This is a genomic window from Streptomyces sp. NPDC058295, assembly GCF_042880655.1.
Classification (GTDB): domain Bacteria; phylum Actinomycetota; class Actinomycetes; order Streptomycetales; family Streptomycetaceae; genus Streptomyces; species Streptomyces coriariae.
Genome location: NZ_JBHVYO010000017.1, coordinates 68707 through 85201 on the forward strand (window position 1 = coordinate 68707; position 16495 = coordinate 85201).

The 16495-nt window shown below is 72.0% G+C and carries 15 protein-coding genes; 7 read left to right on the plus strand and 8 right to left on the minus strand.

The features are described from left to right. Positions 1-9: 9 nt before the first annotated feature. Together ACFVYS_RS19910 and ACFVYS_RS19915 are read right to left on the minus strand one after the other, a co-directional pair. Positions 10-1134, minus strand: coding sequence for an abortive phage infection protein (locus ACFVYS_RS19910; RefSeq protein WP_389503673.1), 1125 nt, complete (start codon positions 1132-1134; stop codon positions 10-12). A 160-nt stretch (positions 1135-1294) separates the two neighbouring features. Next, on the minus strand, positions 1295-4336 hold the full coding sequence (locus ACFVYS_RS19915) for a glycosyl hydrolase (RefSeq protein ID WP_389503675.1): 3042 nt from the start codon (positions 4334-4336) through the stop codon (positions 1295-1297). A 527-nt stretch (positions 4337-4863) separates the two neighbouring features. Between ACFVYS_RS19915 and ACFVYS_RS19920 the strand changes: the two genes are divergently transcribed. From ACFVYS_RS19920 to ACFVYS_RS19950, 7 genes are all read left to right on the plus strand, one after another. Then, complete coding sequence (locus ACFVYS_RS19920) at positions 4864-5424, plus strand: RNA polymerase sigma factor (RefSeq protein WP_389503677.1); 561 nt, start codon at positions 4864-4866, stop codon at positions 5422-5424. Continuing rightward, positions 5421-6239 carry a zf-HC2 domain-containing protein gene (locus tag ACFVYS_RS19925; RefSeq protein WP_389503679.1) on the plus strand — a complete coding sequence of 273 codons (819 nt, stop codon included), beginning with the start codon at positions 5421-5423 and terminating at the stop codon, positions 6237-6239. The genes ACFVYS_RS19920 and ACFVYS_RS19925 overlap by 4 nt, the downstream gene beginning before the upstream one ends. Beyond that, entirely contained in the window at positions 6236-7069 is an 834-nt protein-coding gene (locus tag ACFVYS_RS19930; RefSeq protein WP_389503681.1) for an ABC transporter ATP-binding protein, read from the plus strand. The genes ACFVYS_RS19925 and ACFVYS_RS19930 overlap by 4 nt, the downstream gene beginning before the upstream one ends. Then, positions 7066-8463: a hypothetical protein gene (locus ACFVYS_RS19935; protein ID WP_389503683.1), complete on the plus strand. Its 1398-nt coding sequence runs from the start codon at positions 7066-7068 to the stop codon at positions 8461-8463. Before ACFVYS_RS19930 ends, ACFVYS_RS19935 begins: the two co-directional genes overlap by 4 nt. Continuing rightward, positions 8460-9035, plus strand: coding sequence for a hypothetical protein (locus tag ACFVYS_RS19940; protein WP_389503685.1), 576 nt, complete (start codon positions 8460-8462; stop codon positions 9033-9035). Before ACFVYS_RS19935 ends, ACFVYS_RS19940 begins: the two co-directional genes overlap by 4 nt. A 244-nt stretch (positions 9036-9279) precedes the next feature. Beyond that, positions 9280-9561, plus strand: coding sequence for a hypothetical protein (locus ACFVYS_RS19945; protein WP_389503687.1), 282 nt, complete (start codon positions 9280-9282; stop codon positions 9559-9561). Between the two features lie 134 nt (positions 9562-9695). After that, positions 9696-10115 carry a hypothetical protein gene (locus ACFVYS_RS19950; protein WP_389503689.1) on the plus strand — a complete coding sequence of 140 codons (420 nt, stop codon included), beginning with the start codon at positions 9696-9698 and terminating at the stop codon, positions 10113-10115. A gap of 92 nt (positions 10116-10207) precedes the next feature. On the opposite strand, the gene ACFVYS_RS19955 is transcribed toward ACFVYS_RS19950, so the two are convergent. The 6 genes from ACFVYS_RS19955 to ACFVYS_RS19980 form a co-directional block, all read right to left on the minus strand. Further along, the gene (locus tag ACFVYS_RS19955; RefSeq protein WP_389503691.1) at positions 10208-10906 is read right to left on the minus strand and encodes a 2-phosphosulfolactate phosphatase; all 699 of its coding nucleotides are present in this window, start codon (positions 10904-10906) and stop codon (positions 10208-10210) included. A gap of 210 nt (positions 10907-11116) precedes the next feature. Beyond that, positions 11117-11563 (minus strand): hypothetical protein, encoded by a 447-nt coding sequence (locus ACFVYS_RS19960; protein WP_142268593.1) that lies wholly within the window; start codon positions 11561-11563, stop codon positions 11117-11119. Between the two features lie 11 nt (positions 11564-11574). Beyond that, the gene (locus ACFVYS_RS19965; RefSeq protein WP_389503692.1) at positions 11575-12465 is read right to left on the minus strand and encodes a DUF1932 domain-containing protein; all 891 of its coding nucleotides are present in this window, start codon (positions 12463-12465) and stop codon (positions 11575-11577) included. A gap of 219 nt (positions 12466-12684) precedes the next feature. Then, a complete protein-coding gene (locus tag ACFVYS_RS19970) occupies positions 12685-14166 on the minus strand; it encodes an MFS transporter (RefSeq protein ID WP_020127129.1) in 1482 nt (493 codons plus the stop codon). 448 nt (positions 14167-14614) lie between these two features. Then, positions 14615-15598: a helix-turn-helix domain-containing protein gene (locus ACFVYS_RS19975; protein WP_389503694.1), complete on the minus strand. Its 984-nt coding sequence runs from the start codon at positions 15596-15598 to the stop codon at positions 14615-14617. A gap of 37 nt (positions 15599-15635) precedes the next feature. Next, entirely contained in the window at positions 15636-16283 is a 648-nt protein-coding gene (locus tag ACFVYS_RS19980; RefSeq protein ID WP_389503696.1) for a hypothetical protein, read from the minus strand. Positions 16284-16495 lie beyond the last annotated feature (212 nt).

Below are 16495 nucleotides of genomic sequence, written 5' to 3' on the forward strand. Positions count from 1 at the left end.
CGGGTCCGCTCAACGCGGGGCGGCGCGCCGGCCGTAGTGGCGGGCCAGGGCGTGGAAGGCCCGCTTCGGTTCCCAGTGCCAGCCGGCTTCCGGGTGACCGGGGCGCTTCTGCACGGTTCTGGTGACGGCGTAGGACGCCATGTCGAGGTCGTGACGGGGGTCGTCGGCGCGGTGCGGGGCGTCCGGGGTGACGAACTCGAAGGCCATCGCCGCGTACAGCCCCATCGACTCGAAGACCTCGAGGAGTGTGCTGACGTAGTCGGCCTGGGTGCGTTCGCTGCGGACCAGGTGGCCCTTGATCTCCTCGGGGTCCTTGTCGTGGTCGACGACGTCCCAGCCCATGCCGCCGGCGTCCGGGGCGCCGAGGTAGGCGCAGGTGCCGAACTCGGTGATGGCCAGCGGCTTCCCCCAACGGGTGTGGCGGCGCAGCTCCTTCACATGGTCCGTGGGTCGCGGGAAGGAGGAGTAGTAGTCGATGCCGACGACGTCGAACAGGGACCAGTCGACCTGGTCGTCCTGTGCGGCGGCGTAGGACAGCCGGCCGTCGAAGACCGAGCGGCCGGTCCTGGCGGCGCGCTCCGTGAAGGCGTCCAGACGGCGTTGCATGACCACGGGGTCGTAGGTCCCGTTCATGAGGTTGCGTATGCGCTCCAGCACCGTCTCCCCCGGCACGATGCCGGGCACGAAGAGCCAGAACTCGCAGCCCACGCTGAAGTCCACGCTCGCGCCCTGTCTGCGCAGCCGCTGCGCGACCCGGCCGGTCTCCGCGAGGTGTTCGAGGATGTCCCGCGCCGGGACGTCCCCGAGGGTGGGCTGGAGCCATACGTGCAGGCCGTGTTCGGCGGCCTCGGTCGCGGTCGCGGCGAGGCGTTCCACGCCGTCTCCGGTGACGTCGACCGTGTCGGCGTGCAGGTCGTGGCGGATGGCGCGCAGGTCCGCCCGCATCCGCTCGGCGGTCCATCCCGTGGCGGGGGTCTCGCCCTCCCCCACCGTGTAGACGACGCCCCGGTGCCGCAGCCCGCGCCCTCGTTCCGTGGCGTGCACCCGTCCCGCCGGCCCGAGCACGGCCGCCGCGCCGACCGCCGCCGTCCCGGCCAGGAAACCCGCCCGGCTGATCCTATTCGTTCGCTCCATGCCTCCACGGTGCCGGTGGCGGGCGGAGTGCGCAGTCGGCCGATGGTCTGGATCGGCGCGCCGAAGGTCGGTGCGCGGGCCGGGCCCGCGGTCGTTCCGGCGGCCGGGACACGTCCGAAAGGCGTCGCCCGGAAGGTGTCGTGCCCCGGCCCCCGTTCCCTCAGCCGACCGTGCCCTGCCCGTACGGGACGAGTCGTACGGGTCCCACGAGACCGAAGTCCTGCCGGGCGAGGGCGCCGAAGACCGCGGGCTGGGCGATCCGGAGCCGGTTGACGAGCGGAACCGCCACCTCGACCTCGATCACGTTGCGGCCGCGCCGGAGCAGGGGGCCCACGTCGACGACCGGGTGGAGACGGTCGACGACCGGGGCGCCGGTGCCGTTGACGGTGACGCGGGCGGTGTCGGAGACCTGGCCGAGTTCCAGGTGGGCACCGTGCGCGGAGGTCCACCCGGCCGGCAGGTCGATCGTCGTCCGGTAGCGTCCGATGCCCGCGGAGTCGGCCAGTTCCGGGATCCCCGACCAGGGCAGCAGCGTGTCGAGGGTCAGCGTGCGGTGGACGTGCTCGGTCCGGGTCGGGGAGGATCCGGGGTACCAGTCGTCGACGTCCAGCTGCCAGCGGCCCGGGGTGATGGGCGCGGGTACGGACGGGATCGCCGTGGTGACCGTACGGCCCGAGGACAGCCGGGTCGTGCGAGTGCCCGCCTCGGTCGAACGGACCGTCAGCGAGCGCCCGTCGAACAGGACTTCGGAGGCGTCCGTGTCGACGACGTGCGGCTTGGCCCCGTTGCGGTCGCCGAAGAGTCCCGGACGTCCCAGCGCGACGATCATCACCTGGCCGGGCTGGAGGGCGACCCGCACGGTGACGTCGCCGTCGTCCTCGGTGTACCGGGCGATCCTCGTGGCCTCTCCCGTCCAGGGGTCGAGCAGGTAGGGGATCGTCGTCCCGCCCCGTGTGCGGCGGGTGTGGCGCAGTGTCACCTGGTGGTCGATCGCGGCCACGGGCGGTTTGACCGTCTCCGCGTGCTTGCCGTTGCAGAGGTAGTAGAAGTCGGCGTCCCGGGTGACGCGATGTGCGTTCAGAAGCGTGGAGGCGGTGGCGTGGCGTACGTCCGGGGTGACTCCGAGCCCGGTGAGGGCGTCACCCACGGCGGCCTTGTCGGTGACCCGGGTGACGTGGGGCAGGGCGAGCAGCCGGGCCAGGAGCTCCCGCAGCCGGTCGGTCTCGCCGTCGTCGGGGACCCCCGGGGTGAGCGGCTGGTCGAAGGCGCCCAGCAGGACGATCGGCAGGCCGGCCTCGGCCAGCGACAGCAGGCGGCGGGCATCGGCCGTGGCGAGGGTGGGGGTGGAGGAGTAGAAGAAGTCGCCCTCGACGAACAGGGCCTTGTAGGCAGGCCCGTTCGGGGCGAGCCGGCCGCCCGAGACGGTGGCGTTCGGCAGGTCGAGCAGCGGACCGCTGAGGAACTGGTGGGTCCAGCCGAGCGGGATGCCGGTCGCGGTGAACCAGGACGCGCCGATGCCGGTGGCGGCGTAGCCGGTCTGCCGGAAGACGGCGACGTCGGCGCGGACGGTGCCGGACTGGAGCACGGCGTGCACCCGGCCGAGGTAGGCGGCGATGTCCGCCACGTGGTGCCAGCCGGGCTGCCGGGGTCCCCACGACTCGCCGTACCCCGAGGCGCCGTTGTACGGGCTGAAGGCGGCGAAGCCGGGCCAGCTCACGCCGGGCGCGGTGGCGTAGGAGAAGCCGTGGACGACGGTCTGGTTGACGCCCGCCGCGTAGGCGCCGCCCATGGTGCGCAGGAAGCGGTCCCAGGTGGTGCTGTACGCGGAGCCGTTGTAGGCGCCCGACTCGCAGGACAGCACCGTGTGGCCCGCCATGTCCCTGCCGCCCGCGAGACAGCGGAAGTCGTCGAGGTTCTTGAACCCGAGGGATTCGCCCTCGGGGATGTCGAGGATCGCCGCGGACTCGATCGCGTCGGTCTGGAGTCCGTAGGGCTGGGCGCGCAGGGTCATGCCGAGGGAGTGGGCCCAGTTGCGCAGCGCGCGCACGTGGTGCCGGTTGAAGAGTCCCGAGAAGGTCTCCCAGAAGTCGTGTCTGATCTGCCGGGTCAGCTGCGCCTCGAAGGCGAACACCTGGTTGCTGTCGCTCAGGACGAGGGCGGGCAGGTAGGGCAGCAGGGGCCGGCCGGTGTGCTCGGCGAAGGCGTCCGGCAGGGACGGGGTCCAGGTCAGCCCGTCCGTCTCCAGCTCCACGGAGTCCTCGAAGAAGGCGCCGCCGGCCGCCTTGAGCAGGCTCCGCACGGTGGGGGTCAGCACCTGCCGCTCCCAGAAGCCGGTGACGGCCGCGGTGCCCGCCGGGTCGAGGTGGTCGACGACGTAGGCGGCGGGCGCGGAGTGCGGGCCTGACTCGGGCTGCTGACCGCTGCCGCGCGTCCAGTAGGAGATCAGCGTCCACTCCCCCGTGTCGGGGGCCGTCCAGGTCAGGGTGCCGTCCTCGGCGACGGTGGAGGTGAGGTCGCGGACGCTGGAGAGGTCGAGTCCGGTCTCCTTGCGCGTGGAGTACGCGGGTTCGACGCGGGCGGCCTGTACGGCGAGGAGTCGCTGCCGGGTCACACCGGCGGCGGGCGCGTGCACGGGTGGCGGCACCGGTCCCTGGAAGGTGGCTCCGGCGGTCAACGAGGCCCGCCCGTGGACGAGTTCCTTGGCGGCCGCGTCGTCGTCCGGGGTGACACCGGGAACCGCGACGGGCCAGCTCGGGCCGAGCGTGAGGTCGATGGTGAGGCCCCGTCTCGCGGCCCGGCGCAGCGCGGCCTCGACGCCGTCGCGCCATGGCCGGCTGCCCCACCCGTGGTGCGCGGTGTCCAGGACCGACTTGTCCTTGATGCTGTGATGGACGGCGGCGATCTCCGCGCCGCCGAATCCCGCGTCCGCGATCTGGTCGACCTCGCGGGCGATCTCGTCGGGGTTCACCAGACCGTCCGGCCACCACCAGCGGAACTTGGGCCGCACCGAACGGGCGGGAGCGGTGAACCAGTCGGCGGCCGGTCCGGGCGCCCCGGTGACGGACGGCGCCGCCGCGGCCGCCGTCCCGGATCCCAGGGCGGCCACGATCCCGGCCGCGATGCCCGCCGTCGCCCCGGCGGCGAGAACCGCCCGCCGTGACATTCCGCCGCCCTGCTCGACCTGCTCGACCGGTTCCCGCATGAGCGCTCCCAGATGATCGTTCTTGACTTTGAATCGTTTCAATCCGACTCGAACGCGGGAACGCTAAGCCTCCGCTCGGAGCGAGGTCAAGATGTCGGACGGATCAAGTCGAAGAGAGGACGCGGGAGGTGGCGGCGAGGCGGTGGGCACCTCACAGGGGTGGGCGGCGAGCACGACGGACCGCGAGGCTCGCTCGCGGCGCGGACCGCGGCGAGGTTCTCGAGCAGCCCTGTGGTGACGGGTGACGGTGATGTCCGGTTTGCTGCTGGGAAGTTGCACAGAGTGGAAGGCGATACCGCGGGCAGCGGGACGCGCGCCGCTCGCGCGGTCGAGCGACGGCCCCTGCCCTGAAGACCAATGAGGTCCCGTCAGGCCCCCCTCGGCATCGGCTGGGGCAAGCCCAGCGGTGAGGACCCGCCGCATCAACGAGCGGAACTTCAGGGCAGTGGAGCCCGCCGGCCGCTCCGCATGTGGCGGGGATCACGTCGGGAGGAAAACCTGCGGTCCGGCTCGGGCGTCTAGCCGGTGTGAGATCAATCAGCAAGGCACCGCGCGCGCTGGACGAGGAGCATCTCGTCCGGCTGGTGGCCAGAGGTGACCGTGCCGCGTTCGAGGAGCTGTACCGCCGTACGTCGCCATGGTTGGCGGTGCGGCTGCGCCGCCGGTGTGTGGACGAGCAGATCGTCGCGGAGGTCATGCAGGAGACGTATCTGGCGGTGTGGCGCGCGGCGGGTGCGTTCGCCGGGGCCGCGGTCGGAGGATCGGCCACCGGTTGGCTGTGGACGATCGCGGCGCGCCGTCTCGTCGACGCGTTCCGGCGCAGGGCTCACCACGCGGAGCCGCCGCCGGCCGCCGCCGTGCCCGACGCGGCACCCGCCGCCGAGGAGGAAGCCCTGGCGGCGACCGTCGGCGGCGATGTCGGGGACGCGCTGCGCTGCCTCGCGCCGGAACTGAGACAGGTACTGCAGGCCATGGTGCTCGACGGACTGTCCGTCCGGGAGACCGCGGTCCTGCTCGGGTTGCCCGAGGGAACGGTCAAGACCCGTGCCCGCCGGGCCCGGATGGCGATGCGGAGGGCGTTGGCATGAGCAGGGAACACGCGTCGAAGCGGATCATCGACGGTTACGCGCGCGGCGGCGCGGACCTCACCGCCGACGAGGTGTGGGCCGTGGAGGCCCATCTGGAGACCTGCCGGGAGTGCCGTGACCGGCTGTCCGTCACCGTCGAGGCCGAGGTGCCCGCCGTGGCGGCGCTGGTCGACAGCGTATGGGGCGGCCTCGAACCCCGGTTGGCGGTCACCGCCACGATGCCGCGCGGCCGGCGCTGGTCGGCGCCGCTGTCGAGATGGATGACGCCGACGATGGTGCCGTGGCTGGCCATGGTCGTGGGCGTGACGCTGCTGGCCCTGCTGCTCGACCTGGCCGACACCGGCTACGGCGAGGTGTCGCTGGTGCTGCTGCTCGCTCCGGTGCTGCCCGTGCTCGGCGTCGCGGCGTCCTGGTCGCGCGGTCTGGACCCGGCGTACGAACTGACGGCCTCGGTACCCAGGGCCGGGCTCTATCTGATGCTGCGACGCACCGCGTCCGTGCTCGCCGTGGTCGTCCCGGCGCTGCTGGTGGGCGGATGGGTGACGGGCGTGATGGTGGCTCAGTGGCTGCTGCCCTGTCTGGCCTTCACGACGACCACGCTGGCGCTCGGCGGTGTCGTCGGTGTGACCCGCGCCGCCGTCGTGCTGGCTGCCGTGTGGGCCGCGGTGGTCGTTGCGCCGACCCTGGCCACCAGCCGCACGACCTTCGCCCTGCAGACGGGCGGTCTGCCCGCGTGGGGGCTGATCCTCGCACTCGGCATCGGTGTCGTGATCGCCCGCAGAGGCGCGTACTCCGTGCTGGGAGCCCATCGATGACGATCGGAAAGGAACACCACATGACATCCGCGGTGAACGCGGCCGACATCGCACCGACGGCCTACGCCTGGGAGATCCGGGCGACAGGGCTGAAGGTCAGGGTCGGCAGAAAACGGATGGCCGTCGACGGCCTCGACCTGTCGCTGGGCACCGGCGTACACGGCGTCCTCGGCCCCAACGGAGCGGGCAAGACCACCCTCATCCGGACGCTGGCCACCGTACTGCGCCCCACCGAGGGCACCCTGGAGATGCTCGGCGAGTCCGTGGGCAGCAGGGGCGAGCACCGTGCGCTGCGCCGCCGGATCGGTTACCTGCCGCAGGAGTTCGGCTATTACAAGCGCTTCACGGTGCGCGAGTTCGTCGAGTACATGGCCTGGCTGAAGGAGGTGCCCAAGGCGGACATCCCGGCCGCCGTGCAGCGCGCCGTGGAACGGGTGGGTCTGGCCGACCGCGCCGACGAGAGGATGAAGACCCTGTCGGGCGGCATGGTGCGCAGGGTCGGCATCGCCCAGGCGATCGTCAACGACCCGACGATACTGCTGCTGGACGAGCCGACGGTGGGCCTGGACCCGGCGCAGCGGCTGCGCTTCCGCGAGCTGCTGCAGGAGTTGGGCACGGACACCTGCGTGGTCGTATCGACCCATCTGGTGGAGGACGTCGCCGCCGCCTGCACCAGTGTGGTGCTCTTCGCGGAGGGCCGGCTGGTCTTCCAGGGCCCCCCGGACGAACTGGCCTCGGTGGGCGGCCCCGAGCACGTGGGGGACAGCCCGCTGGAGCGCGGCTACTCGGCGCTGCTGCTCAACCCCGAGCAGAGAAGGGGCACTTGGTGAACACCCGTGTTCTGCGTATCGAGTTGAGGCGCTCCGTCGCCCCGTGGGCCGGTGCCCTGGTCCTGGTGCCGGCGCTGGCGTTCCTGTACCTGATTCCCGGTTCGTGGTGGACGGGGACCACGGCGTGGACGGCCCAGTGGACGTCCATGGCCCTGTGGACCCGCGGCCTGCTGTTCTACCTGTGGCCGCTCGCCGTGGGGCTCGGGGCGCTGCAGGGCCTGCGCGACCACCGCTCGAAGATGTCCGAGCTGCTGACGAGCACGCCGCGGCCCGCCCGGCACCGCGCGGCCGCGCTGGCGGGCCCGACGGCGGTCACGTTGACCTCGGCCTTTGCGCTCCTCGTCCTCGTGGGCGGGCTCCAGGTGGTCGCCCACACCGAGTACACCCACCTCGGGTGGCTGCCGATCTCGCTGGTCGGGGCACTCTCCCTCGTCGCGGGGGCCGTGCTGGGCATGGGGGCCGGGCGGGCCCTGCCGTCCGTGCTCACGCCACCCGCGCTGGCCATGGGCGCCTTCGTGTTCACGGCCCTCATGCAGATGTCGTTGGGCCGGACGGAGACGACCACGGCGACGGGGATCCCGAGCACGGAGCCGAACCGGGTCTCCCTGCTGTCACCGGCGGTGCAGGAGACGCGCAACGCACTCGTCACGCTCTCCGCCTCCGTGCACGTCGGGCAGACGATCTGGCTGCTCGCCATGGCCGCGACCGGTTTCGCGCTGCTGGTCGCCGCGACCCCGCGTGCCCGGCTGATCGCCCTGACGCCCGTCCTGGCGGGCGCGGCGCTCGCCCTGCTCGTCCTGCCCTCCGACCCGCACCGCATGTACGTCGTCGACAAGGCCGCCGCGGAGCTGGTGTGCGACGGCCCGGTGTGCGTGACGAAGACACAACAGGGGCGACTCGCCGACCTCGCGGGCCCCGGTGAGGAGGCGCTGCGCCGGCTGCGTGCCGCCCTGGGCAGCCAGGCGCCGGTCGCGGTCCGGGAGAACGCCACCCTGCTGCCGGAAGGCTCCACCCCGCGGTGGTCCCGCACGAGCGTGCTCTTCGACTTCGACGACGACATCATTGCCACCGCGAAGGGCGAGGAGCTGACCCGGGCCCTGATCGCCCAAGGCATGGTGCCGGGGTGCACCCCCGTCGGCTGGACCAGCTTCGGGAACGACCAATTCGCGCAGACCGTCGCGGTGGGCTGGGTCCTCGGGGACCTCAAGCCGCTCCCCGGCACCTTGTCGGAGAGTCTGCGCCGCGAGGTGGACACCGAGACCCGCCCGGTGTGGAAGGAGCTCAAGGCGCTGCCGCGGGCCGAACAGCTCTCGCGGATCCACGCGATGCGCACGGCCGCGTTCTCCTGCGAGGGCGACGCGTTCGACGCGCTGAAGGGTGGTGCGTCCCGGTGAGATGGCTGACGCTGTACGCCCGCTCGCGTCAGGTGCCGGCGTCCCTCGCCGCGGTGCTGATCAGCGCGGTGACGGGGTGGTCACTCGCCCGGGACGGCAGCGGGGTGCCCGGTGATCCGCGGCTGCCCGTGCTCGTCCTCGCCACGGGGGCGATGGCGGCCTCCATCGGGCTCGGCGGGCAGGATCTCGCGCTGGACCGGACGGCCGCGATCCGCTGGGTGCCCCGCAGAGCGGCACACGTGCTGCTGTGCGGCGCGGTCGTCGGCACGGTGCTGCTGACGGTGCAGGCGATGGGCGAGGACATGGCCACCACCGCGTTCGTCGTCCGGGACAGCGCGGGCCTGATGGGACTGGTCGCCCTGGGCGCGGCGCTCTGGGGCGGCCCGTACGCCTGGACGCTGCCCTTCGCCTGGCTCTCGTTCTCGTTCTTCGCCCCGCCCCCGACGAGTGCGCCGATGCGGGTGGTGAGCTGGATGCTGCTGCCGCCCGGCACGGCTGCGGGCACCTGGACGGCCCTGGTCCTCGCGGCCGCCGGCACCGCGGCCTACGCCGTCGCGGGACCGAGACGATGACCACCGTGGCGCGGTGGCGAGCGGTACGCGCACGCGTCGGACGACACGCCGACGCCGAGGCCGGAGCTGCGGATGTGCTCCCAGCTCACCCGCCGTTCGCGGCACCGGCGCACCCCACGGGCCCCGGTCCGCGCTGAGTACGCGTACTCATGCGACCTCTCGCGCCCGCCGTCCACCGTGGTCATGGACACGGAAGGGAGCCACTGTGGTGGGGCATCGACGGCGTACAGGAGCCGTGTGGGGCATGGTCTGCATGGCGCTGCTGACGGCGTCCGCCTGTTCGCAGGACGGCGCCACCAGCCCGCAGACCGTCCGTGAACTCGCCGGCAGCGCCGAGACGGTCGAGGCCCGCGGGCAGGTGGAGCAGGAGATCCGGAAGACCATCGACCACTGGGATGACCACACCGCGCTCACCCTCGGCCTGGTCAGCGTGGACGACTCGTGCGGGGGCGGGCCGGCGAAGGAGTGGGTCTTCCAGGACGGGGACGACCGGTACACGATCCGTTGCACGATGTACCACGGTTGAGCGGTCAGCCGGTGACGCGGCGGAGGCAGCCGCGGACCGCTCGGGGGCGCCACCCTTCGCCAGGGTTCACGGCAGGGGCTGCGGGCAGCCTTGTGGCGTCATCCCGCACACACACCCCGAAGGAGACCTACATCGTGTTGCGCCGATCCGTTCTCACCCTCTTCTCCGTAGCGGGCCTGGTCATGTCCGCGGCACCGACTGCGCCGGCCGTCGCGGCGGCTCCGGCCACGGCCGCCGCCTACCCCACCACCCCCGTCTACGTATCCGACGGCGCCGGCAGCTCGATCTCGGGCACCCTGACCTGGTACAACCGGTCGGTGGCCTTCACGGGGACGCTGAAGTCCGTCGGCTGCCGCAGAGCTTGGTACAGCGTGTTCGACGGCTATGCCAACCCGCTCGGCGCCAGGAGCAGCAGCACGCACTGCAACACGGTGACTTCGGTGCCCGCCACCCTGCCCGCAAACGTTGTCGGCGGCGGCTCGTACGTCGGAGTCTGCCTGGACGACGCGAACGGCAAGCCGGTGACGTCGTGCGGCGTCTACCCCCGTCCCTGACCGATCAGCACGCGGCCAGGGACCGCTCGGTCTTCCCTCGGTGCCGTCCCGGTGGTTTCGGGGACTCGCTGCCGGGACGGCGATCCGGGGTGTCAGCTCGGGGCATCGCCGTCCGGCGGCATGGCGTACGGACGGAGGGCCATGAGTGAGCCTTCCGGGGTCGCCACCATGGCGAAGGGGAAGCGGTCGAGCTCGAGGCAGAGCGCAACGTCGTCAGGATGGACCCCCTGACGCACTCCCTCGGCCAGTTCGGCTGCGGCGCGCGACTCGGCGGCGCGGCGGAGGAACTCGGCAGCGTCCGTCCCGGTCTCGGTGGCCCTGCGAGCGATGTACTGAGCACACGCCAGATCCTCATCGGCCTGCCCGTCTTCGCCGGTGACGACGAACGCGACGGTGTCACTCTTGCGTGTCCGCAGGAGCCGAGCCGTTGCCTCCGCCACCACGAAGCCGGCGCACAGCACCAGCGACGCCTCCCTGACCGCCAGGGCGCCGACCGTCCCTGCCGTGGTCTTCTGCACCACGGTCCGTCCGCCGAGGTCGACAGACCGCAGCAGGCCCGGGGAGTTGACGGCGTCGAACCCGGGCGCGGGCGGACCGTCCTTGAGCGTCACCCAATCCGGGTGGCGAGCCTTGAGCGCCAGTGCCTCGTCCAGCGACTCGGCAAGAACGATCTTTTCCGCCCCTTGGGCAAAGGCCCAGGCGGCCACGGTGAAGGCACGCATGACGTCGACCACGACCGCCACGGACGGAGCTTCGACCAGATCAGCGATGCCAAGGAAACGAGCGTCCATTCTGGTCATGATCGCCTATGCCCCACCCGAAGCACCCGCAGAGTGGCCCTGTTCATATCGAAGGTCTCACCGGGATGCCTGGAACGCAGCGCATTCCGCTGCGAGGCCCCCGCTGCGGATCTGACGACCTGTGCGCGATCGGGCCGGGCACGGCCCGGCCCCCGGCGGGAACCCGCCGGGGGCCGATCTCCTGACCGCGACCTGAAAGGGTCAGATCCGACCGCCGGTGAGCCGGGTGAGAGGGCCTTGCGGGTGACGGCCGGAGCGGCGGCCCACAGCGTACGAGGCCGCGGTCAGCGCGGAGAGGCCGGCGCCGACACCGGCGGCGATCAGCTTCCGGTGTGCGATGACCGTCCAGGCCGTCTTGGCGGTCGCGGCGACCTGGCCCGACGTCGCGACGATCGCCTGACGGCCCGCCTCGACACCGCGCGAGGCACTGTGCGCCGCGCTCTGCACGGCACCGGTCGTCGCCTCGGCCGAGCGCTGGACTCCGGACCTGGTCGCCGACGCGGCGTCATCCGTCTTCGTCGCGGCGCTCTTCGCGGCCCGGGCCGCCGGGGCGGTCGCCTTGTCCGCGGTGCGCCGCGCCTTGGACGCGGTCACCCGCTCGGCTGCGGACTGTTCATTCGTCTTCCTGTTCGGTTCACTCATGGACATCGCGTTGCCGCTCACCGCGACGGCAAACCCGTCCGGTCGCGCGACATGGACGGCCGAGTCCCCTGAGCGAGATCGGCGATCAACCGCTCACCGGTCACGGCCGGGTCGTCCTTGTGCGCTTCCCACCGGGCGAACGTCTCCGCGGCCGCCTCGGCGAGGTCGGACGGTACACCCGCTCCCCGGCAGGCCTGGGCGATCTCGCGCATCTCGGGCTCCCAGCGCCATGCCCGCGGCCCGGCGGCGGCCAGGCGTTCCGTTGCGGCCAGCGGGGTGTCCGGCAGCATCTGTCGCGCCAGGTCGAGCAGGTCGTCCAGGACCCCGTGCCCGTCGGCCAGTGCGCAGGCCTGGGCGGCGAGGGCGTACGAGATCTTGTTGTACGCGGCGAAGGCCAACTTGAGCGCCGACGCCCGCCCGATCGGCCCCGCCAGGGTGACCGGGGTGAGCGCGGTACCGTCGAACAGGGCGGAGACCCGTGCCACGGCCGTGTCGTCGCCCGAGAGATAGAGCCGGGTCCGGCTCCTCTCGCGCGGGGGCGGTCCGGTGATCCCTCCGTCCACCACGGTCACGGCACTGTCCGCGAACACGTCGGTGATCTCGGCCATCCGCTCGGGACTCACCGCGTTGGCATCCACGTAGACGCCCCGGAAACCGGCCGCCGCCACCTGTCCGGCGACGTCGAGCGCGGCGGCGGGAGGACAGACGCTCAGCACGACCTCACAGGTCTCCGCCAGTTCCTGGACGCTCGCGGCGGACCGCAGTCCGTACTCGACGGCCCGGTCCCGACTCGCCGCCGACCGCCCCTGCGGCAGCCACCAGACCGCGGCTCCCGCCGTCACCGCCTGCGCCGCCACGCGGGCGCCCATGGCTCCCGGATGCAGAATTCCCACGTCTCGATGCCCCATGTGCGGACCCTAACCGGCAGGCCGCCCCTCGAATCACGATCTTCGGGGCGCGTACGCGCGCACGGCATCGGCGGTCCCACCCTCGTGCGGAAGACCACGAGCGGCACGGCCGGACCACGAACGGCACGGCCGAGGCGCCTGCCGCCCGCATCGCGCACATCGCGGACAAGTGACCGCCATGTCTCTTCACCCGCACCGCGCCTGACGGTGAACCACGCCTCAGCCGCCGCCCGGGACCGTGCCGCCCTTGAGCCGTTCCAGGTCCGAGGGGCGCACCTGGATCACGATGATCGCGATCAGAGCGGCGAGGACCGTGAAGATCGCCGCCATGACGAAGGCGGCCGAGACGCCGGCCGTGAGGACCTCGTCCGACCAGGGGGCGGGGAGCTGGCCGGTGCGCCGGAAGTTCAGGCGTTCGGCCGGGGTCGCCTGGGCCAGGAAGTCGGGGATCTGCTTCTCCGCCTCGTTGCGGCTGGCCGTGCCGTACATCGTGACCAGGATGGACAGGCCGAGCGAACCGCCCACCTGCTGGGTGGCGTTGAGGAGCCCGGAGGCCGCGCCGGTCTCCAGTGGGGACACGTTGGAGAGCGCCATCAGCGTGAGCGAGACGAACTCCATGCCCATGCCCAGGCTGAAGACGAGCATCGGACCGAGCACGCTGCCCGCGTACGTGGAGTGGACGTCGGTCAGGGTCAGCCAGGACAGGCCTCCGGCCGCGAGGATCGCGCCCACCACCATGAACGGCTTGGGGCCGTAGGTGGGCAGGAACCGCGAGGCGAGGCCGGCGCCGACCGCGATGACCGCGCTGACCGGCAGGAAGGCGAACCCGGCCGCGAGCGGGCTGAAGCCGAGCACGTTCTGCACGAAGAGCGTGAGGAAGAAGAACATGCCGAAGATCGCGGCGGCGAGGCACAGCATGATGCCGTAGGTGCCCGCTCTGTTGCGGTCGGCGAACATGTGCAGCGGGGTGATCGGCTGCCGGGAGCGCCGCTCGACGAGGATGAACACCGCGAGGACGACGACGGCCGCGACGAACGAGGCGATCGTGAGCGTGTCCCGCCACCCTTCCTGCGCCGCTCTGATGAACCCGTACACCAGCAACACCATGCCCACGGTGGAGGTCAGCGCGCCGGCGATGTCGAAGTGGCCGGGGTGGCGCTCGGATTCCTTGATGAAGCGGGGCGTGGCGAGGGCGATGAGCAGTCCGATGGGAACGTTGACGAACAGCACCCACCGCCAGTTCAGCCATTCGACGAGGATCCCGCCCGCGAGCAGGCCGATCGCGCCACCGCCCGCCGAGACCGCGGCGAAGACCCCGAACGCCCGGTTGCGCTCGGGTCCTTCCTGGAACGTCGTGCTGACCAGGGACAGGGCGGTCGGGGAGGCGATGGCGCCGCCGACGCCCTGAAGGGCGCGCGCGGCGAGGAGTTGGGCCTCGTTCTGGGCGAGTCCGCCGAGCAGGGAGGCGAGGACGAAGAGCAGCACGCCGAAGATGAACACCCGCCGTCTGCCGAGGATGTCGCCGACCCGGCCGCCGAGCAGCAGCAGGCCGCCGAAGGTGAGGGTGTAGGCGTTGACCACCCAGGCCAGGCTGGTGGTGGAGAAGTCCAGGGAGCGCTGGATGTCCGGCAGCGCGATGTTCACGATGGTGATGTCCAGAACCACCATCAGCTGGCACGAGGCGATCACCAACAGCGCCATCGCGTTGCCCCCGCCACCCTGTCGGGCAGTGGTCCGGGGTGCTGAGGTGGGCTGCGGGAGGCTGCTCATGACGTGTCGCCCGCTCGGGAGCGGGCCCTGGGGAGAGGTCAGTGGACGGAGGCGTCCGCTGTCGGGTCCACCGTTAGACGGTACGCCCGCGGCCGGACCGTCACCACTCGATCATCCGCGGGCCGTCCGTGGACCGTTCCGTGAGCGGTGCGCGCGTGCGGGCGGGCGGGCGGGTCCGTGCCGTGCCAGGACTCCCCCGTCGTCCTGGCACGGCCCCCGTTGTCGCGGCGGTGCGCCGCGGTGATCACCAGGATGCGGGAGGGGCGGGTGGTGTGTCGTTGGCGGACGGTCCACAACTGCTTGGCCGAGCGTCCACCGGTGGCGCCGAGGCCGGGAGGCAACCGGGAGTCAGCCGCGGGAACCCGAAAGGCAAGGCGTCCTACGCCTCGGTCAGCGCCTGTTGGCGCAGTTCGCTGGGCGGGAGCCCGTAGGCGGTGCGGAACGCCCGGGTGAACTCGGCGGCCCTGGGGTAGCCCCAGCGGACGGCTACGGCGCGGATGGGCAGGGCGCGCAGCCGGGGGTCGGCGAGGTCGCGGCGGGCGTGCTCCAGCCGCTGGTCGCGGATGTAGGAGGCCACGGTGAGTCCCTCCGCCTGGAAGACGCGGTACAGATAGCTGCGGGAGACGTGGTGTGCGGCGGCGATCCCGGCGGGGGTCAGGTCCGGGTCGTCCAGGTGCCGGTGGATGAACGTCTTGACGCGGAGGACGAGGGTGCGGTCGCGGGTCTCCGGCGGGAGGCGGAGGTCGGCGTCCACGGTGTGCGCGAAGAGGGCCGTGACCAGGTCCGCGACGACCGTGCCCAGCCGCGGTGCGTCCGAGGGCTGGTACGAGGAGGTGTCCGCGACCAGTTGGCGCAGGAACTGCGAGAGCAGCGCGCCGATCCCCTCGCGGCCCGACAGAAGGCTCCCCAGGACCTGATCCGCCCGGTTCCCGGGCACGGCCACCAGAGCGCGCGGGACCTCGACGCCGAGGACGGTGACGGGCTCGGAGCCGGTGAGCACCTCCCACGACCGCGAGGAGGAGTTGATGTGGAAGTCGTTCCTCCGGTAGGCCGCCTGCTGTCTGCCCCAGTCGGCCGCCCCCTCGCCCTTCAGCAGGAGGGACAGGTGGTACGTCTCCGGGTCGGACTCGCGGATGAGTTTCGGCGTACGGCGGAAGACCAGTTGGTCGAAGGTGGCCGGCCATACGACGACGTCGCCCAGCGCTATCACCCGTTGGGTGCCGCGGTAGTCCGCGTGGCGATCGCTGCTGAGCCGCATGGGCGCGTGCGTCCGGCCCATGCGCTCCGCCCACGCCTCGAACCGGTCGCTCACCGGCAGGTCCGTGGTGCGGAAGACCGACTCGTGCAGCACGAGCGTAGTCAACCACACCGGCGTCGGAAGCCTGTTGACGGCGGTCGGGTCAGCCCAGGTGGGCGGTGTCGACGGTGACGGACTCGTTGGTGTTGGCGGTGACCGTGATGTAGCCGGGATCGCCGTTGCGGTCGAGGTAGCACATCGCGTACCCGACGGAGACGGCCGCCTTGCGTTCCGGGTTCTCGGTGACGGCCTTCCGGCAGCCCTCCGCCGTGGGCACCTCGGACGAACCCCACGAGGCCAGCCTGCCGCTGGTGGACATCAGGAAGCCGCCCTGGACGTAGAGGGCGTCCGTGCCGGCGCCCGCCACCACGGGCGGGGTGGAGGTGAAGTCGTAGCCGACGGGGGCCTTCTGACCGTCCGCCTGTTCCATGACGAAGCCGCGCACCAGCGCGGTGGAGGGCGTGGACGTGCCGTCGGGCAGACCGGCCGTGACCGCCGCGCCTCCCCCTGCGACGACCACCATGGCGGTGAGTCCGGCGAGCAGCGGATGGGCGTACGCCAGGCTGAGCAGGGGCCCGATCACCGGGATCGAGAACTTCATCTGGGTGTTCTTCTGCGTGATCCGGGCGCTGCCGCTCGCGGTCGCCGTCTGCGTCGAGGAGTGGTGGGTGCCGGGCTGGGGTGGCACGAAGGCGTCGTCACGGGAGTCGTGGTCGCCGAGCCGTGCGCCCCGCGTGCGGTCGGTGTTCATGGCTCGGGACGCTAGCGACAGGCGACCCCGCGGTCTTGTTTTGTCAGAGATTGCCGTCAAGGGGCCGATTTTGGGCGCTCGTTGCGAGGCGAGTGATCGGCGGAAGGACGGCTTCGAACTTGCTACTCAGCAGTCATATTACTGAACCGTAACCTACCGACCGCTACCCGAGGTAACCCCGCTCTCGCTACGGTCCTGACAGTTCGTCTAAG

Excerpts from the sequence above, each read along its gene's own strand:
- ACFVYS_RS19910 (WP_389503673.1), bottom strand. The coding sequence starts at position 1,134 with ATGGAGCGAACGAATAGGATCAGCCGGGCGGGTTTCCTGGCCGGGACG.
- ACFVYS_RS19915 (WP_389503675.1), bottom strand. The coding sequence starts at position 4,336 with ATGCGGGAACCGGTCGAGCAGGTCGAGCAGGGCGGCGGAATGTCACGG.
- ACFVYS_RS19925 (WP_389503679.1), top strand. The coding sequence starts at position 5,421 with ATGAGCAGGGAACACGCGTCGAAGCGGATCATCGACGGTTACGCGCGC.
- ACFVYS_RS19930 (WP_389503681.1), top strand. The coding sequence starts at position 6,236 with ATGACGATCGGAAAGGAACACCACATGACATCCGCGGTGAACGCGGCC.
- ACFVYS_RS19945 (WP_389503687.1), top strand. The coding sequence starts at position 9,280 with ATGGTCTGCATGGCGCTGCTGACGGCGTCCGCCTGTTCGCAGGACGGC.
- ACFVYS_RS19955 (WP_389503691.1), bottom strand. The coding sequence starts at position 10,906 with ATGGACGCTCGTTTCCTTGGCATCGCTGATCTGGTCGAAGCTCCGTCC.
- ACFVYS_RS19960 (WP_142268593.1), bottom strand. The coding sequence starts at position 11,563 with ATGTCCATGAGTGAACCGAACAGGAAGACGAATGAACAGTCCGCAGCC.
- ACFVYS_RS19965 (WP_389503692.1), bottom strand. The coding sequence starts at position 12,465 with ATGGGGCATCGAGACGTGGGAATTCTGCATCCGGGAGCCATGGGCGCC.
- ACFVYS_RS19970 (WP_020127129.1), bottom strand. The coding sequence starts at position 14,166 with ATGGCGCTGTTGGTGATCGCCTCGTGCCAGCTGATGGTGGTTCTGGAC.
- ACFVYS_RS19980 (WP_389503696.1), bottom strand. The coding sequence starts at position 16,283 with ATGAACACCGACCGCACGCGGGGCGCACGGCTCGGCGACCACGACTCC.